Origin of the sequence: Methanobrevibacter smithii ATCC 35061, assembly GCF_000016525.1 — an archaeon.
Taxonomy (GTDB): domain Archaea; phylum Methanobacteriota; class Methanobacteria; order Methanobacteriales; family Methanobacteriaceae; genus Methanocatella; species Methanocatella smithii.
The window spans coordinates 1,557,630-1,578,048 of sequence record NC_009515.1; the positions used below are offsets into that span (position 1 = coordinate 1,557,630).

Annotated in this window: 9 protein-coding genes; all 9 read left to right on the forward strand. The window is 30.4% G+C overall.

The genetic code is table 11. The features are described from left to right. Window positions 1-115: 115 nt before the first annotated feature. The 9 genes from MSM_RS09430 (at window position 116) to MSM_RS07720 (ending at window position 20,417) form a co-directional block, all read left to right on the forward strand. The gene (locus MSM_RS09430; RefSeq protein ID WP_011954575.1) at window positions 116-3,574 is read left to right on the forward strand and encodes a hypothetical protein; all 3,459 of its coding nucleotides are present in this window, start codon (window positions 116-118) and stop codon (window positions 3,572-3,574) included. A gap of 18 nt (window positions 3,575-3,592) precedes the next feature. Beyond that, the gene (locus MSM_RS08990; RefSeq protein WP_011954576.1) at window positions 3,593-11,722 is read left to right on the forward strand and encodes an isopeptide-forming domain-containing fimbrial protein; all 8,130 of its coding nucleotides are present in this window, start codon (window positions 3,593-3,595) and stop codon (window positions 11,720-11,722) included. A gap of 230 nt (window positions 11,723-11,952) precedes the next feature. After that, on the forward strand, window positions 11,953-12,948 hold the full coding sequence (gene pseB / locus MSM_RS07690; protein WP_004033459.1) for a UDP-N-acetylglucosamine 4,6-dehydratase (inverting): 996 nt from the start codon (window positions 11,953-11,955) through the stop codon (window positions 12,946-12,948). Then, on the forward strand, window positions 12,949-14,100 hold the full coding sequence (gene pseC, locus MSM_RS07695) for a UDP-4-amino-4,6-dideoxy-N-acetyl-beta-L-altrosamine transaminase (RefSeq protein ID WP_011954577.1): 1,152 nt from the start codon (window positions 12,949-12,951) through the stop codon (window positions 14,098-14,100). A 4-nt stretch (window positions 14,101-14,104) separates the two neighbouring features. Beyond that, on the forward strand, window positions 14,105-14,935 hold the full coding sequence (locus MSM_RS07700) for a cytidylyltransferase domain-containing protein (protein ID WP_011954578.1): 831 nt from the start codon (window positions 14,105-14,107) through the stop codon (window positions 14,933-14,935). Further along, window positions 14,932-16,329 (forward strand): bifunctional UDP-2,4-diacetamido-2,4,6-trideoxy-beta-L-altropyranose hydrolase/GNAT family N-acetyltransferase, encoded by a 1,398-nt coding sequence (locus MSM_RS07705; RefSeq protein WP_011954579.1) that lies wholly within the window; start codon window positions 14,932-14,934, stop codon window positions 16,327-16,329. Before MSM_RS07700 ends, MSM_RS07705 begins: the two co-directional genes overlap by 4 nt. 3 nt (window positions 16,330-16,332) lie before the next feature. After that, window positions 16,333-17,382, forward strand: a complete 1,050-nt coding sequence (pseI, locus tag MSM_RS07710; RefSeq protein ID WP_011954580.1) for a pseudaminic acid synthase — start codon at window positions 16,333-16,335, stop codon at window positions 17,380-17,382. A 45-nt stretch (window positions 17,383-17,427) separates the two neighbouring features. Further along, window positions 17,428-18,393 carry an NAD(P)H-dependent glycerol-3-phosphate dehydrogenase gene (locus MSM_RS07715; RefSeq protein WP_011954581.1) on the forward strand — a complete coding sequence of 322 codons (966 nt, stop codon included), beginning with the start codon at window positions 17,428-17,430 and terminating at the stop codon, window positions 18,391-18,393. Between the two features lie 1,328 nt (window positions 18,394-19,721). Beyond that, complete coding sequence (locus MSM_RS07720) at window positions 19,722-20,417, forward strand: IspD/TarI family cytidylyltransferase (RefSeq protein ID WP_004035290.1); 696 nt, start codon at window positions 19,722-19,724, stop codon at window positions 20,415-20,417. Window positions 20,418-20,419: the final 2 nt, after the last annotated feature.

Here is a 20,419-nt window from a genome sequence, read left to right on the forward strand (position 1 = left end):
AATTGTTAAACGAATTTCTTTTTTTATATGCAAGTTATTATAAAATTATATATACTATAAAGATGTAATATATAATTCGTAATTATCAAAACAAAATTTTATATTGGTGTAATTAATGAATTATTTGAAAGTATTAGCAATACTTAGTTTATTGTTTATATTTTGTGGTTCAGTTTATGGTGCAGGTGAAGCTGATTCTCCAGATATTAACGGAGTTAATGCAGTTATTGACGATACAATTACTGTTGAAAACGCTAGCTTAACCTATGATAAACTTATCACAAGCAATAACTGTGAGGAAGTTGTTATTGGAGATAATTCTATTTGGGATGTTCCGATTAGGGAAGGTCCTATTGTAGAAAATGATAACACGTCTATTCCGGATATTACTTTAAAAGGCGAAAATGGCAATAATATGTCTTTTAATAATCCTGCAGATGTTTTTATCAATGAATCATTCAACTTCCAAATGGTATTTAAGAATTTGGGGGACGCTACTGGATTCCAACCTTATATTCAGTTAATAGCTCCTAAAGAACTAACACATTTTACTGTTTCATATTCTAATAGGAAGATAGTCCCGATAAAAGTTGGAATATTTAATGAAAGTACTTATGACAATACAACGGGTTTATACACCTTAAGGGATCCATTTACTAAAAAAGAAGTGCATGGTCCGGCAAACAGTACTTTTTATATTCTTCAGTATCCTTTAGGTAGTTTTACTGTTAATGCTCCTGATGCGGTTTTAAATATTACTTCAGGTATCGGAGTATTGAAAATAGGAAAATTACTTAATTTTACTGTTACTCCTGTTTTTAGATATGGGAACAGTCCTATTGATGATCCGGTGAATTATCCTCCAATTTATGGAGAAACTGTTACAGGATGGGTAAATCCTGTTGTTGTTAAAATAGATAAAAGTTCAAGTCTTAATGAACATGAAACTGCTACAGGTTCAAATTTCCCATTTAGCTATTCTGTAAATATTAACATAGCTAATGGTGCAAAAATTGAAAATATTACTATTACAGATGTAATTCCGTCTGATGTAATGTATTTGGGAAGTCCGGTTTTATATGATTCTAAAGGAAGAGTTATAGACTCTGGTTTATATACTATTGAAGAACCTGCTGGTAATAAAACAGGCGGAAAACTAATTTTAAAATTAAAGGAAGCTGTTGGAGATTTAAGCACCACAAGTATCACTTTAAAGTATAAGGCTTATGCTCCGGAATTTGATAACAGTACTGGTGACAACATAACCATTATCAATTCTGAAACTGGTGAATGTGTTGCTGCTGCAAGTACTGTGGATATGAATTATACTTATGTTAATGATACTTACAATGCTTCAAATAGTTATAGCATATATTTAAAATCATTAGCTACTCAAAAATATTCAGAAATTTTAACAGGATCAGGTAAGTTACATCCTGTTGTTCCTCATAATTTAATTGTGTATAAAATTGATTTTGAGATTTCTGATTACTTTGCTTTTGATGATTTGGTAATTTATGATAAATTTGACACCCATAAAGTAGGTTCAGCTCAAAAATTCTTAACTGAATATGAACCTGTCCTATCAATTTATGGAAAAACATATGAATTAAATGAAAGTTATTACAGTGTTGTTTCTTTAGGAGATATTGATGAATCAGTTACATTTTATATTTCAAAATTCTTAAAGGATAACAATATAAGTACAAGCTTAAAAGGCGGATATTATACAAATAGAAGCGTTAATCAGGGTGCAATGGTAGGGTCTTTAAATTTTGTTGCAAAAGTTATTATTCATTATTCAAACGGATCTTCTGTTGTATCAAATGATTTGGTTATTAATTATATTAAAACATCAGCTACTGTTTTAAATACATTTAATACGGTTTCTGATAACAGTTACACACAATTAAGAGTTCCAAGTGTTACACTTAAGAAAGATATTATTGCAGTTGATGGTGAAATCATAAATGATACTGACTTTTATAAAGTTTATCCTGGTCAGAATATAACTTTTGTATTGGATATTCATTTTCCTACAGGTTCTGTAAACGATTTTATTGTCACTGACTTTTTACCAATTCCATTATTTAACTTAAAAGGATTTAATCTGGTTAATTCCACTACTGGAGTAATTCCTAAATGCGGATATTGGGCTTATGCAAATGACAGCGGATTTTTATATGATGAAAATACAGGTAAGGTTATTGTTCCTAAAATTGGTATAGATACTTTTAATAATGCACTTTCATTTAATTTTGGAAATACATTAGATAACCTGGCTCATCCTGTTGATGTTAGATTGTGGTTTACATTTCAGGTATCTTCAGAACCTATGGCAGACCAGCTTAATTTGGCTAATCTTGCTGAAATGAAGTTTAAGGATTCCATTGATGTTGTATATGCAAGCTCAAATATTGTACTGATGCTTACTAATGAACCTGAATTAAAAATTACAAAATATGTAAATGACACAAAAATTTTAGAAAATATTGAAAATGCAACTGAAGTTGAATATAATATAACTATAACTAACACAGGTCATTCTGCTGCTTATGATATAATTGTAGCTGATGATTTTGTTAACAGAACAACTTCAAATGGAATTACAAAAGCTGATGTTAAATCTGTTAGTTTGGTTTACTCAAACGGAACTGTTGTTGATATTACTGCATTTAAAGATGACTTATTTACAAAAGGATATATGATAGCTCAGTTAGCTCAAAACACTTCCTGCAGTATTATATATACTGTCAGGTTTAGTGAATATTTAATCCCAAAGGAAAGTATTGTTAACAATGTATGGATTACAAACTTTGCAGCATATCCTAATAGTACAAACTTTGCAACCAACAAAGATAAGTATAGGGATAATGCAACTATTATAGCTAAAGGGTTAAACATTACAAAAGAGTTCATTGGATCTAATGTTACTGACAATACTGAAATACTGTTTGTTGGTGAAGTGGGGATTTATAAAATAACTGTAAACTTCCCAGACTTAAGAGTTCCAAACTTAGTTATTAAAGATGAGTCATATGGAATTAAGTATACTAACTTTACAATAACTACCAGTGATGGTGTTACTGTTCCTGAATATGCATATACAGTAACTTATACTTCAAGTGCTACTCATCCTGAAAAAAGTTATTTGACTATTGACTTTAATGGTGACCTTGTACCTGCTTATGCTAAGAATAACCAATTAATTGTTAATGCATATTATACTGTTGTTAATAATGAAAATGTTATTCCAACTGGTGCAGACAGTGCAACAACCAGTAATCATGCAAGTATTAGTTGGACTAATAATACCTTAAATTCTGATACTGTTTATGTTGATATATATCAGCCTAAAATAGACATAAATAAGGTATTTGGACCTAATATAGTTCAGGGTAATGATGAGGCTAGTTTCACAATTACTGTAACTAACAGCGGTAAAGGTACTGCTTATAATACTACTATTACGGATGATTTAACAGAATTTATCAAAACCTTTGTAAATAGTAGGAGTGATATAGGTGTAACTATACTAAAAGGTAATGAAACAGGTAAAGTTATTTTTAATTGAAATAATGATGTAGCTACTTTGAATGTTGGTGAACTTTTAGCCGGTCAAAGTGTCAGTGCTAAATTTACATTCAATGTAAAAAATGATGTTGTTATTGGAAAAGAATTTAAGAATATAGCTAAAGTAGATTATTATTCTATTTTTAATGAAACAAAATTCGATGAAAAAAGAAATTACTCTAACCAGGCAAGCAGTACCCTACACACTTACGATGCTAAAGTAAATAAAACTGTATTTAACACAACTATTGTAAATGGTAAGGATAAGGTAACTGTTGGTGAAAATGTAACCTACAATATAACTGTAATATTGCCTGTTGGAAAATACAATATTTTAAAAGTTACAGACACTCTTCCGGAAGGTTTAAAATACATTGACGGTTCAATTGTAGTTTACAAAGGAAATACTCAAAATAAAGCTGTTGAAGGTAAGGATTATACTGTAACTGTAAATGGCAATATTGTAGAATTAACATTTGCTTCTGAATTTGCAGATGAAATTATTAAGGAATATGGCGGTAAATTCCAGGCATTTTTAAATGCTACAGTATTAAATGTTAACAATAACAAAGCAGGTGCTGTTAAAACTAATAAAGCAGTACTTACCTGGAATACTCATGAATCCACATCTGATGCAGCTGTCGGCATTGTTGAACCGGCCATAGATATTACTAAAAACTTCAATGTAGACAATGTTATCGGTGGGGATGTAATATACTTTGATATTACTGTAACTAACAGAGGTCAGTCTCCATTATTTAATGTAACACTTAGTGACGATTTAAGTGATTTAATTAGTAAATTTGTCAGTGGAGGCATTAATATTACATCTGGTGGTGCTGTTGTAACTCCGACATGGGATAACAATATTGTAAGCATAAATATTGCTGAACTTGGTATAGGCAAATCATTAACTTACAGATTTACATTTAAAATAAGAGAAGATGTAGTTATAAGTAGTAGTTATACTAACACAGCTAATGCAATAGGTTACTCTGCACCGTCTAACGGTAGAAATTACACTGATGCTGCAAAAGACAGTTTTACCACCAAACTTCCGGTAATTACTAAATGGGTTGTTGATTCAGAGATTGATAATGGTAGGGATAAGGTAACTATTGGTGAAAAGGTAATTTATGGTGTTAATGTAACTTTGCCTGTTGGTAATTATACTAAATTGGTGATTAAGGATACTTTGCCTCAGGGATTTGAGTATATTGGTGCAGATGCATTTTATGCAAATGGTACAAAATTAGTAAATGGCAAAGATTGGACTGTAAATGTAAATAATTATGATATAACTATTACAGTCAATAATGTTCATTCTAGTAACTTTGCAAATGGTGTTTTGTCTATTAATTTGACTGCCAGACCTACAATATTTGATCCGTCCAATAAGGAAGGTGCGGTTAAAGTTAATAATGTGGAATTGTTCTTAAATGATGAAACTATGGGTAAGTCTAGTGCAAAGGTTACAATTGTAGAACCTACGGCAGACATTACTAAAAAATTCAATGTAACTGAAGTTGAAGGCTTAGATCATGTTTCATTTGATGTAATTGTTAAAAACAACGGTAAAACCCCATTATTTGAAGTGACTATTATTGATGATTTGGAAGACCTTGCTTCATTTATTGGTCAAACACCTGGTGAAGATAATGTGGTTATTAAAGTAACTGGTGCTGATGGAAATCCAATTGATGCTAAAATCAAATGGATTGGTTCTCATGTTGAAATTGATGTGGCTCAGTTAAATCCTGGAGATATAATTCATGCAAAATATTCATTTGTTATAAGGTCAGATATCCAAATTGGAAGCCAATATGTAAATATGGCTAATGTTGTCGGATATTCCGCACCTGATCATGGTAGAAATTACTATAATTATGATGAGGACACTTTAAAAACTAAACTTCCTGCAATTACTAAGTGGGTTGTTGATTCAGAGATTGATAATGGTAGGGATAAGGTAACTATTGGTGAAAAGGTAATTTATGGTGTTAATGTAACTTTGCCTGTTGGTAATTATACTAAATTGGTGATTAAGGATACTTTGCCTCAGGGATTTGAGTATATTGGTGCAGGTGCATTTTATGCAAATGGTACAAAATTAGTAAATGGCAAAGATTGGACTGTAAATGTAAATAATTATGATATAACTATTACAATTAATAATGTTCATTCTAGTAGCTTTGCAAACGGTATTTTGTCTATTAATTTGACTGCCAGACCTACAATATTTGATCCGTCCAATAAGGAAGGTGCGGTTAAAGTTAATAATGTGGAATTGTTCTTAAATGATAAGACTATGGGCAGGTCTAGTGCAAAGGTTACAATTGTAGAACCTACGGCAGACATTACTAAAAAATTCAATGTAACTGAAGTTGAAGGCTTAGATCATGTTTCATTTGATGTAATTGTTAAAAACAACGGTAAAACCCCATTATTTGAAGTGACTATTATTGATGATTTGGAAGACCTTGCTTCATTTATTGGTCAAACACCTGGTGAAGATAATGTGGTTGTCAAAGTAACTGGTGCTGATGGAAATCCAATTGATGCTAAAATCAAATGGATTGGTTCTCATGTTGAAATTGATGTGGCTCAGTTAAATCCTGGAGATATAATTCATGCAAAATATTCATTTGTTATAAGGTCAGATATCCAAATTGGAAGCCAATATGTAAATATGGCTAATGTTGTCGGATATTCCGCACCTGATTACGGTAGAAATTACTATAATGAAAGTAAGGATACTTTAAAAACTAAAATGCCAAGTATTACTAAATTAGTAATTGGAACTACACTTGGCAATAAAGAAGGCAACATTTTTACACCAAATATTGGTGAAAATGTAACTTATCAAATTATGGTAAAGTTACCTAAAGGTAATTACACTAATTTGCAGGTTAAAGATATCCTTCCACAAGGATTTGAATATCTTGAAAATTCAGTTATTTTATCAAATGGTACTTTAATCAGTGATGTCAGTGTAAATGGAAACCTTGTAACTATAAACTTTGGAAATACTACATCTTACAAATATTCTGACAACATTATATTTAATTTATCTGCTGTTGTCTTAAATGATCAATCTAACAAAGCACAATCTATTAAATCTAATAATGTTGAATTATATTTAAATGATGATAAAATAGATAATTCTAATGCACAAGTTAAAATAGCTGAACCTAATATAAGTGTTGTTAAAACATCAGATAAACAAAAATATGAATATTATGAAAATGCAACTTATTCAATTGTAATTACAAATAATGGAAACGGAATAGCATATAATATCACAATTAAAGATGTGCTGCCATTAGGTTTAAAATACACTGGTATTAATTCAACTTCCAAGTCAAATGGATGGGTTGTTGAATTTGATGAAAATACACGAACATTTACAGTTAATGGTCTTAATTTAACTGTTGGTGACAAATTCACATTCACATATAAAGTTTCATTTGATGAATGGGAAATAGATGGTGTAAAATACTCACCAATTGGCCAAAACTTTATAAACTCAGTTAATGTAGCTTATGTTTCAATTAATGGAACAAATCCAAATAATAGGACATACACTACTCAAACAACCAAAGAAGTTCATGTTACTGAAGCTGATCTTAATGTAGTTAAAAACTGTAATAATGAAGTAGTTATAGCTGGTGAAGATATTTACTACACAATTATAATTACAAATAACGGACTAGATACTGCTCAAAATGTTAAATTAAATGAATATTATCATTCAGAATATTTAACTAATTTAGAATACTCTTTAGACGGTAAAACATGGAATGTTTACAATAAGCCTATTGATTTAGGAAATATCAATTCTAAAGCTTCTAAAACTGTCTATATCAGAGGACATTTGGATGCAGGTATTGTTGATGATACAATATTAAACAATACTGTCAGAGTCAACACCACTACAGGAGAATTAAAACTTGAGGATAATGAAGCTACAAACATTAAAAATGTTACTACATTAGCTGAATTGCATGTTACTAAAGTTAATATTACTGAAGCAATTGCAGGTAAAATTATTAAATACGAAATAGTAATTACCAATAATGGACCTTCATATGCACGTGATATTATTTTAAAAGATATTTATAATGATTCTGAATTAACAAATATGTTGTATTCTTTAGATGGTCAATCATGGACTCGTTATGATGCTTCTATTAATATTGGAACATTAGCTAATGGTCAAAATAAAACAATATTATTTGAAGGATTCATTAAAACAACTGTTCGTGGAAATGTAATAAATAAAGCGGTTATTGGCTCTTCAACAAAATTAAGAGAAAATAGTACTTTAGAAGATGATGTTGCTGTAAATGTTAAAGGAGATACTACATTGGACATTACAAAAGTAGCTAATACCACTCTTGTAAATCCTGGAGATGTAATTAAGTATACTGTTCAAATAACTGCAGGAGGATTGTCAGATTCTTTAGATGTTATTTTAACTGATAATTTAAGTGAAATGTTCTTTGATGTTAGTAAGGCAACTTATTCTGTAAACGGAATAGACAAAGGTGTTTGGATAGGAAATGCAAACCTTGGAACCATTTCTTCAGGAATGACTGTTAATGTAGTAATTACAGTTCCAGTTAAAGCATATGTTGATGTTGGAAAATTAAACAGCATTACAAACTTTGCATCTGTAATTAATTCAGATAAAAAAGCAGCTAATGATACAAACATTGTTCCAATTAATGTAATTGATTTGGCAGTTAACAAAACAGCTAATCATCAAAATAAAACATATAATTATGGAGATAATGTTGAGTATGTTATTGAAATTGTTAACAATGGTCCTGGAATAGCTACTGATATTATAGCTACTGACAACTTACCAGAAGGATTGAAATTTATTAATGCTAATGTTCCGGGTGGTTGGACTCTTAGTATATCCAATAATAAAATCACAATAAATGGTGAAAAATTAGCTAATGGTGAAAAAGTTTTAATTACTATTATAGCAAAAGCTGCAAAATCAAATACAACCCTTATAAATAATATTAAAGTTAATGGTACTGGATTTGATTCAAACATCTCAAATAATAATGATTCTGAAACAATTAAAATAACTCCTTTAGTTGATTTGGCTATTACAAAAGTAGTTGATAATGCAAATCCATTATTTGACTCAATAATAACTTACACAATCACTGTTGTTAATAATGGTCCTGATAAGTCATTTAATGTTACTGTTGGTGATTTATTGCCTGATGGTGTTAAATTCATCAGCTCTGATGGCCGATACGATCCAGTTACTGGTGTTTGGTTTGTTGGTGATTTAGATGCTAATGAAAGTGTAACTTTAAAGATTGTTGTTCAGGTTATTAAGGTTGGAAATATTACTAATAATGTTAATGTTACTGGTACTGGTCATGATACTAATTTAACTAATAATAATGATTCTGTTAGTGTTAGTGTTCCTGATTGTGTTATTTTGGATATTTCTAAAGTAGCTAATTCTACTGTTATTGTAGCTGGTGAAAATGTAGGTTATACTGTTGTTATAAACAATTACGGTCCTTCTGTAGCTAATGATGTTGTTCTAAAAGATGTTTATAATGTTAAAGAGTTATTTGGATTACAATATTCATTAAACGGTAAAGATTGGTTCAATTACAATGAAGCTATTAATTTAGGTAATATTGATGTTGGTGCTAGTGTAACTGTTTACTTTAGGGCTAAAGTTAATGCTTCTGTTCGTGGTGATGTTTTAAACATTGTTAATATTATTACCAGTGTTGATGATGCTAGAGGTAACTTTACAGATAATGAAACAGTTAATGTAATTGCTAACACTACTTTGGTTGTAATTAAGGATGCTGAAATTAAGGAGTTAAATCCTGGTGATACAGTTCATTTCATTGTTACTGTTATTGCTGGTGGATCTTCAGATTCATTGAATGTAAACTTAAATGATATTTTGGATAATAAGTTGTTAGATATTAATTCAGCTAAATACTCTATTAACGGTGGTATTTTAAGTGACTTTAATGGAAATATTTATTTAGGCAATATGCTTACAGGTACTACTGTGACTGTTGATATTTGGGCTAAAGTATTGGATATTGCTGATAGGGACATTTTCAATTTAGTTAATGTTACTAGTGATGAGCATCCTGAGGGTAATACTTCTAATGTCAGTGTTCATGTTAGGATTGTTGATTTGGCTGTTGATAAGCTGGTAAATAATTCTGTTCCTAAGTATTTGGATATGATTGAGTATACTATTGTTGTTGTTAATAATGGTCCTGATAAGTCATTTAATGTTACTGTTGGTGATTTATTGCCTGATGGTGTTAAATTCATTAGTTCTAATGGTCAGTACAACCCAGTTACTGGTGTTTGGTTTGTTGGTGATTTAGATGCTAATGAAAGTGTAACTTTAAAGATTGTTGTTCAGGTTATTAAGGTTGGAAATATTACTAATAATGTTAATGTTACTGGTACTGGTCATGATACTAATTTAACTAATAATAATGATTCTGTTAGTGTTAGTGTTCCTGAATCAGTATTGTTAAACATTACAAAAGTTGCAAATTCAACAATAATTGTTGCTGGTGAAAATGTAGGTTATACAGTTGTTATAAACAATTACGGCCCTTCTGTTGCTAGTGATGTTGTTCTAAAAGATATATTCAGCAGTAATGAATTGCTTAACTTACAATATTCATTAAATGGTGTAGATTGGTTAGATTACAATGAGGCTATTAATTTAGGTAATATTGATGTTGGTGCTAGTGTAACGGTTTACTTTAGAGCTAAGGTTAATGGTTCTGTTCGTGGTGATGTTTTAAACATTGTTAATATTACTACTGGTGTTGATGATGCTAGAGGTAACTTTACAGATAATGAAACAGTTAATGTAATTGCTAACACTACTTTGGTTGTAATTAAGGATGCTGAAATCAAAGCACTTAACCCTGGAGACACAGCACACTTTGTCATTACTGTTATTGCTGGCGGGTCTTCAGATTCATTAAATGTTAAATTGGAAGATATTTTAGATGCTGGATTGTTGGATGTTAAATCTGCAACCTACAGAATAAATGGAGGTAATTTAACTGATTACACTCAAATTATTTCATTAGGAAATATGCATACTGGCAGTAAGATAGTTGTAGATATTTATGCTGCAATATTAGGTACAACCGGTCAGGATATCTTCAATTGTGTAAATGTCACTAGTGATGAGCATCCTGAAGGAAACACTTCAAATACTACAATACATGTAAATATTGCTGATTTAGAAATTATTAAAATAGTAAATAATGCTACTCCAAATTACGGAGACGAAATAACTTACACAATAACTGTAAGAAACAACGGTCCGGATAACTCAACCAATATTAAAGTATCTGAAGTATTGGCAGATAATTTCAAATTCATTTCAGCTAATGCTTCTAAAGGATATTATGATTTAACAAATGGTGTTTGGGCAGTCGGTAATTTAACTAATAATGAAACAGCTAAATTAGTTATTACTGTAAAAATAGTTAAAACAGGATTTATTCAAAACAATGTAAGTGTAAATGGAACAGGTTTTGATCCTAACGTAACTAACAACAATGCTACTGTGAATATTACTGTTCCTCAAACAGCAGATTTGTCTGTTGTAAAAATAGTTAATGTTGATAGGGTAAGTGTTGGAAATAGAATCACATACACTATTGTTGTTAAAAATAATGGTCCTGACACAGCATTAGATGTTTATGCAGTAGATAAATTATCAGATGCTCTTAAATTTGTTTCATATAAAGCAAGTGTAGGAGTATATGATCCGGCAACTGGTATTTGGACAATCGGTAATTTAACTAACAAAAGCAATGCTACATTGGAAATTACATGTATTGTTTTAAAAACCGGCGTAATATCTAATGAAGTATTTGTAAATGGAAGTACAGTTGACTTGAATATGACTAACAATTATGGTAATGTTTCAGTTACTGTAATTCCGGCTCCTGCTCCAGTACATCCTGCTGATAAAGATATTATGGATTCTGATGAAGTTGCAATGGGTGTTGATGCAATGGCAAAAACAGGAAATCCAATACTTGCTTTATTGGTTGTTTTAATCTTCGGAATATTTGGATTTGGAGTTTCCAGAAGGAAAAAATAAATTTAAGGGATTTTTATAAATCCTTCTTTTTTCTTTTTTTATTTTAAACTAATTTTAAATAGTTATTTTTTTATTTTAAATTAATTTTGTCATCAAATAAAAAATTAACAATTATATAATCTTCTATTTATCAAATACAATTTTCCTGTAAAGATATAAACTTGCTTCTAACAATATTTATATATTTTCAAAAATAAATTTATAAATAATTTAATATCGGAGTTTTGTTTATGTTAAATGATAAAACTATTTTAATTACTGGAGGAACAGGTTCTTTTGGTAAAAAGTTTACAAAAAGAGTATTGGAACAGTACAATCCTAAAAAAATTATTATATATTCAAGAGATGAATACAAGCAATATTTAATGCAAAGACAATTTGCCCAACATAAAAAAGTAATGCGTTACTTTATTGGGGACGTTAGAGACAAAGAAAGATTTGCACGTGCTTGTGATGGTGTAGATATTATTGTTCATGCAGCTGCATTAAAACAAGTTCCGGCTGCTGAATACAATCCGTTGGAAGCTATTAAAACCAATATTGATGGTGCTAGAAACATTGTGGATGTTGCTATTGACAAGCATGTTGAAAAGGTAGTGGCATTATCCACTGACAAGGCAGTTAATCCGGTTAACTTGTATGGTGCTACTAAAATGGTTTCAGATAAATTGTTCATAGCAGCAAATGCTTATGTGGGTGCTAAAAACACTCAGTTTTCAGTAGTTCGTTATGGTAATGTTTCAGGCAGTCGTGGATCTGTAATTCCATTTTTCAAAACTTTAATTGATGAAGGTCAAACTAAAATACCAATTACTGACATGAGAATGACAAGATTTTGGATTACTCTTGATGAGGCTGTTGATTTGGTAATTAAGGCTATTGGTGATGCTAAAGGTGGGGAATTATTTATCCATAAATGTCCTTCATTTAAAGTAACTGATTTGGCAAAAGCCATGCTTCCGGATTGTGAATTTGAAGATGTGGGTATCAGGCCAGGTGAAAAGCTCCATGAAGTAATGATAACCAAAGAAGATTCAAGGTCAGCTTATGAATATGATGATTATTATATAATTTACCCTGATTTGGAATGGTGGGAAGATGTTAATATAAAAGAAGGTGGAAAAAAGGTAGAAGACAGATTCTACTATGCATCTGACAATAATCCGGTTTGGTTATCTGTTGAAGAGATTAGGGAAGCTTTAAAAGATATAGATATTGTATACTAGGTGATTTTTATTTCTAAATTTTTACCCTATGGAAAACAATGTATAGATCAGGAAGATATTGATGCAGTTGCTGATGTTTTAAGTGAGGATTTTATTACTCAGGGGCCAAAAATAACAGAATTTGAAGAAGAAATAGCTAAATATGTTGGGGCTAAATATGGAGTTGCCTTCAATTCCGGAACTTCAGCTCTGCATGGTGCTTATTTTGCATTAGGTCTTGATAAGGGAGATGAAATGATTACAACTCCTAATACTTTTGTAGCTACTGCTAACGCTGGGCTATATTTGGGAGCTAAAGTTAATTTCTGTGATGTGGAAAAACAAACCGGAAATATTGATGCATCCAAATTGGAGGCTAATGAAAATACTAAGTTAATAACTCCTGTACATTATAGCGGAAATCCTGTTAACTTAAAGGAAATAGCTGATATTGCTGAGGATAATGATGCCAGAATTATTGAAGACGGAGCACATGCACTTGGTGCAAAGTATAACGGCAAAAAAATAGGCTCTTTAAAATACTCTGAAATGGCAATGTTTAGTTTTCATCCTGTTAAACATATTACAACAGGTGAAGGTGGAATTATTGTTACAAATGATGAGGAGTACTATGAAAGACTTCAGTTATTCAGATCCCATGGAATTACTAAAAATAACTTGGTAAATCCTCGTGACGGCGACTGGTATTATGAAATGCAGCATTTAGGATTTAATTACAGAATAACTGATATTCAATGTGCTTTAGGTTTATCACAGCTTAAAAAATTAGATTCCTTTGTTGAAAACAGAAGAAAAATAGCTGAAAAATATAATGGAATGTTTGAAGACAATCCATATTTTGATGTTGTTAAAGAAAATCCGGACGGTGAGTCTGCATATCATTTATATCCGATTTTGTTAAAAGAAAAATATGCAAATCATAAAAAGGAAATATTTTCAAAATTACGCTCTGAAGGATTAGGTGTTCAGGTGCATTATATACCTGTTTATTTACAACCTTACTATCAAAACCTTGGATTTAATAAAGGACTTTGTCCAGTAGATGAAGAGTTTTACAAAAGAGAACTTAGTATACCAATGTATCCTACATTAACTGATGAAGATTTAGAGTTTGTACAAGAAAAACTTTACAAAGTGTTTAGTGAGTATTAGGAAAATGAAAATTGGAGCAATTATTCAGGCCAGAACCTCTTCAACAAGACTTCCGCAAAAAGTTTTAAAACCACTACCTTTCAATAGCAAAACCAATGTATTGCAGCAGGTTATAAGAAGAGTATCCAAATCTGAACTTATTGATGAAATAATAATAGCTACAACAATACATGATGAAGATGAAAAAATAGTTGAAGTAGCTAAAAAAGAAAACATTAAGTTTTACAAAGGCAGTCTGGAAAATGTTCTGGAACGATATTATAATGCTGCTTTGGAAAACAGTTTGGATGTTGTTGTCAGGATAACCAGTGACTGTCCATGTGCCGATGCAAATATAATTGATGAAATTATTAAAAAACATATAGACTCCGATGCAGATTATACTTCCAATACATTAACTAGAGGATTTCCAAGAGGAATCGATGCTGAAGTAATTAATTTCAGTGTTTTGGAAAAGGCATATGAAAATGCCACTGACAAATTTGAAAAGGAACATGTAACTCCATTTATCTACAAAACACATCCTGAAGACTTTAAAATAGTGCAATATGAAACAAAAAACGACAACTCTGATATTAGGATTACTTTAGATACTCCTCAGGATTATGCTCTGCTCTGCAGTGTTTATGATAATTTATATGATAAAAATGAATTCTTCTCTCTGGAGGATATTATAGAATTATTTAACAATAAACCTTATTTAAAAGATATAAACTCCGAAATTACTCAAAAAAAGGTTTGCAATAGTTTGGAAGAGGAATTGGCTGAAGTTATAAATTTATGCAAAAAACAGGATTTGGACAGAGCCAAACAATACATTGAAAAGATAATATGAATGTAATAATATTAACTGAAGGTGGAAAAGACTACGGTTTTGGTCATGTAGCAAGATGCAGCTCAATATATCAGGCTTTTAGAAAATTCTGCATAACACCTCAATTTATTGTTAATGGAGACAAATCAATTGATGCGATTTTGCAAAATATTGATTATACTATTTATGACTGGCAGAATATGGAATTTGCTGATGATGATATTGTTATTATAGATTCATATCATGCACCACTCGAATTTTACCAGAAAATAGCTAAAACAACTGCACTGGCTATTTATATTGATGACAATAATCGTATAGATTATCCTGACGGAACAGTTGTAAACGGAACAATCCTTGCAACAACCAAAAGAAAAGATGCACTGTACGGTTCAAAATACATTCCGCTTAGACAGGATTTCTGGAACACAAAAATAATTGATGTTAATGATGAAATAAGAAATGTTTTAATTACTTTAGGTGGAAATGATTTAAGAAATCTGACTCCGAAAATCCTAAATTTGCTGAAAAATGAGGATTTTACAAAAAAGGTCATTATAGGAAATAGCTTTGATAATGTTGGTGAAATCGAGGAGTTTGATGATGAACTGATTTATTCTCCAGACAGCAGGCAAATGCTTGAGGCTATGGAAAGCACAGATTTGGCTATTTCATCAGCAGGTCAGACATTATATGAACTTGCAAGAGTAGGTGTTCCGACAATTGCTGTCGGGGTTGTTGATAATCAGATAAACAATATTAAAAACTGGCAGAAGCAGGGTTTCATTGAGTTTGCAGGATTTTGGGATGATGAAGATTTGGGGGAAAATATTTTAGCCAAACTCGAGTTGCTTAAAGATTTTGATTTAAGAAAAGAAAAACAGAATAGAGCAATAAGTGCCGTTGATGGTAAAGGTTCACTGAGAATAGCTAAAACTGCTCTAAACAAGTATTACAGGAAAAATTCTGTTTTTAGAGAAATTAAAAAAGAGGATTGTCTTAAAATATTTGAAATAGCTAATGATGAGGAAGTAAGAAAAAGCTCATTTAATTGTGATAAAATAGATTTGGAAACTCATAAAAAATGGTTCAATAGGATATTAAATGATGATACAACAGGATTTATGGTTTTGGAATACGGTCAGGATATTATAGGTCAGCTGAGATTTGATTTTGATGAAAAGTATCCTGTTATCAGCATCAGCCTAAATAAAAAATATAGAGGCTTGGGATTATCCAAATATCTGTTGAATAATGGAATAAATTATATTAAAGAGAATTATAATCAGAATACTTTAATTGCTGACATTAAAAAAAGCAATGCAAGGTCAATTTCATTTTTTGAGGCTATGGGATTTAAAAAAGAATATGAAATCAGAAACGGCAGTGCTTTAAGATTTATTTACAGAGGCTAAATTATGGAATTTAAAATTGAAGACAGATTAATTGGTGATGGACATCCTGCATTTATAATAGCTGAGCTTTCAGCAAACCATATGAATGATTATGACATAGCTGTTAAAACTATAGAAGCAATGGCAAAATCTGGTGCAGATGCAGTTAAATTTCAGACCTACACTCCGGATACCATAACTTTAGACTGTGACAATGAGTATTTTCAGATAAAACAGGGAACAATATGGGACGGTCAGGTATTGTATAACCTCTATGAGGATGCATTTATGCCATGGGATTGGCAGCCTAAACTGAAAAAGGTAGCTGAAGATTTGGGGTTAATTGTATTTTCTTCACCCTTTGATGAAACTTCAGTTGATTTTTTAGAAGATATGGATATGGGAGCATATAAAATTGCATCTTTTGAAATTACAGATATTCCATTAATTGAATATGTAGCAAGCAAAAACAAACCGGTTATAATCTCAACAGGAATAGCTTCAAAAGAAGACATTGATTTGGCCATTAAAACATGTAAGGATGCAGGTAATGATAAAATAGCTGTTTTAAAATGCACTTCATCTTATCCTGCTCCATTGGAAGAAATAAATCTTAAGACAATTCCTGATTTAAAAGAAAACTTCAAAACAGTTGTCGGACTTTCAGACCATACTTTAGGCAGTGATGTAGCTGTTGCATCTGTAGCTATGGGAGTTAAAATAATTGAAAAACACTTTATTTTAGACAGAACTATGGAAGGTCCTGATTCAGACTTTTCAATGGAACCTGATGAATTTAAGCAGATGGTTGATTCAATAAGAAATGTTGAAAAAGCTCTGGGCAAAGTTAGCTATGAATTGTCTGATAAAATGAAGGCAAACAGGGAGTTTTCAAGATCATTATTTGCAGTTAAAGACATTAAAAAAGGAGAACTCATAACAAAAGACAATGTCAAATCAATCAGGCCAGGCTTTGGATTGCATCCTAAATATCTCTCAGAAATTATCGGATGCAGGGCTTCTGAAGATATTGACAGAGGAACTCCTTTTAAACTGGAATTTGTAAACAAATAAATTTAAATTAAAAAAGGGTTAATATATAATTTTAAGAGGTGCTTAATGTCATTGAATGTTGGAGTTATAGGTGCTGGAGCAATGGGAACAGCTATTTCTCAGTGTATTGCACCAAATACTAATAAATTGTTATTGTATGCCAGAAGAAAAGAAATCTGTGATGATATAAATGAAGGACATATTAACTGCGAGTATCATCCAAGTGTTAAACTGCATGAAAATATTAGGGCTGTCAATGATTTATGTGATCTGAAGGATGTTGATGTTATATTTTTATGTATTCCTTCATCAGTTATGCGCCAGACAATGGTTCAGTTAAATGAAATAGTTTCAGATAAGTGTATTTTTGTAAGCACAGCTAAAGGAATTGAAAACAAGACAAATAAAAGAATGAGTGAAGTTATTAAAGAGGAAACCGGAAGATCTGCAGTAGTGTTATCCGGACCGAACATAGCTTCTGAAATGATGAAAAACCTGCCTTCTGCAACTACAATAGCCAGTATAAAGAAAAAAGATCTGGAAATAGTCAAAAGTGTATTGTCAACTTCCAAACTTAAAGTTAACACTAATCATGATGTTATCGGAACTGAATTTTGCGGTATCATTAAAAATATTTTAGCTATTTCTCAGGGAATCTGTAAAGGAATGGGCATTAATGACAATGCTAAATTTGCAGTTTTCACCAAAAGTTATAATGAAACTAAATGTATTATTGAGAAATTAGGTGGAAACAGATCAACAGTAGATGATTACTGTGGATTTGGAGATATTATAACAGCATCTACATTAAATGTAAGTAGAAATCATACTTTAGGTATCTGGTACGGTCAGGGTGTATATCTGGATGAGCAGACAGGAGTTCTTTTTGAAGGGAAAAACACAGCTATTGTTCTTAAGGAAATCTGTGATAAGTTAAATATTGAATGTTTAACTGTTAATTTTGTTTATGATGTTATTATTTTGAAAAAAAGTCCTAAAAAAGCATTTTATGCATTATGGGAAAAATTATAATTAATCTCATAATATGTCTATTTTATATTTATTTTTTCAGTTTTAAAGCAATTTTTCTATTTTAAGTCAATTTAAGATTAAACTGTTTTTTATAGCTATTTTTAATGTGTAATCAACAGATTTATATATTTTAAACATATATTGCTGGTTGTAGAATATGTTTTTATATGTGTTCGTCAGTGTTAAATAGGATATGTTATTATTTTATTTCTAAATTAATGGCAGTAAAATAGTTTTTCAATAGCTAATGGGTGATGTTAATGTAAAAAAAGAGTTAATATTAACTGCTGTACAAATCTGTGAATATCCAATTGTTAATCGTAGGCTATGAGATATCCGTCTTCACAATCGATGGATCAGATATTGTCTGAAGTTGTATCTGCTACTGTAGCAGATTTTTCTGTTAATTTGGAGTTATAATTCTAAAATCTTTATATAGTATATTTTAATGGCTACAATTTTTTAAAATGTCTTCAACAAGCTTTAAATAATATTTAAACAATATTTTCCAAGTAAAAGCCTCAATTCTAATCAATAAGGGAGGTGGATAAACATGAAATTATTATTTTTAAGTAGTGTTTATTTAATTATCAGTTCAGTTTTTTCCGCATACTGCATTGGTGTTCTTTCCATTTTTCCTTGGGAGGTGAGATGGTGGAGTTAATTATCTTCATAATTGGAACATATTGGTTTAATATTGATTCATTTATTAAATCATTAATGATTCTGATTAATGGTGAAAGATAATAGCTCAATTTTCACTTCCATTTAACGGGTAATTAAATATAAACAATTCAATGATGGGCTTTGAAAATTTAGTTTTCGTGAGGTCTTTTCCTTGAGATGGAAACTGTTTAATTACCTATTTTTTTAAATTAATAGTTAAGTTTATATAATATTTTAATAATATGATAAATACAAGAGAATTACTTTTGAAGTAAGTCTCTATGGGAAAATAAATTTGATTAGAATTTTAATGTCTAATGCGGAATATTGTGGAGATTTTTCTCTGCAATAAGACATTAAATTTGATTTTTTTTTATCATTGATTTTTACTAATTTTTGAATATTTTTATTTAAATAATAATAAATAATGGATGTCATGTTTTTCAGTAATTTTTAAATTTTATTTCTTAATAACTCATTATTATCTTTATTTTTTCAGTTTCAATGCAATTTTTCTATTTTAAATCAATTTTAAGATTAGACATTGATTTTCAGATGTAATTTATAGTTTTGCATATTTTAAAGCTTGATCTTGTTAATTTTAGAATGAATGTTTAGAAATACATTATTATAAATATAAAAAATAACAAAATCTAACTTTAATGATATGTGCTGCACTACTTGCTGGAGGTATAGGAACCCGTTTGGATGTTGGAATGCCTAAGCAATTTTATTTAATAGCTGGTAAACCGATTTTAATACATTCTCTGGAAGCTTTCTTAAAAGTTGAAGAAATGGATGAAATTATAGTATCTTCACCGAAAGAATGTGTTAATAAAACTAAAGATGTAATAAAAGAATATGACTTAACAGACCCAAGAATCACTGTTATAGAAGGTGGAAAAAGACGTAGTGATACAATTTTAAATTCCATTAACTACACTCTTGAAAATGATTATCCTAAAGATTCAATAATGGTTACTCATGATGCTGCAAGGATATTTGTAACTCCAAAATTAATTAAAGACAGTATAAGATATGCAAAACAGTATGGTGCAGCCAGTGCAGTTATTCCGGCTACAGATGTCATATTTGAATCTAAAAAAGACGGAATATTAACTGACGTTCCAGACAGACAGTATTTGCTGCAGTCTCAAACACCCCAATCATTTAACATAAATCATTACATTGAAATTTACAGTGATTTGTCCGATGAGGAAATTGACAAATTAGATGAAGCTATGATTTTGTTTCACATGAGGGGTCATGAAATTGGTTTATTTGAAGGAGATAGAACTAATTTTAAAGTTACAAGACCATCAGATATTAAAATAGCTAATGCGATGTTAAGGGGATAAAT

Coding starts and splice junctions, on each gene's coding strand:
- MSM_RS09430 (WP_011954575.1), top strand. CDS start 116: ATGAATTATTTGAAAGTATTAGCAATACTTAGTTTATTGTTTATATTT.
- pseB (WP_004033459.1), top strand. CDS start 11,953: ATGTTAAATGATAAAACTATTTTAATTACTGGAGGAACAGGTTCTTTT.
- MSM_RS07700 (WP_011954578.1), top strand. CDS start 14,105: ATGAAAATTGGAGCAATTATTCAGGCCAGAACCTCTTCAACAAGACTT.
- MSM_RS07705 (WP_011954579.1), top strand. CDS start 14,932: ATGAATGTAATAATATTAACTGAAGGTGGAAAAGACTACGGTTTTGGT.
- pseI (WP_011954580.1), top strand. CDS start 16,333: ATGGAATTTAAAATTGAAGACAGATTAATTGGTGATGGACATCCTGCA.
- MSM_RS07715 (WP_011954581.1), top strand. CDS start 17,428: ATGTCATTGAATGTTGGAGTTATAGGTGCTGGAGCAATGGGAACAGCT.
- MSM_RS07720 (WP_004035290.1), top strand. CDS start 19,722: ATGATATGTGCTGCACTACTTGCTGGAGGTATAGGAACCCGTTTGGAT.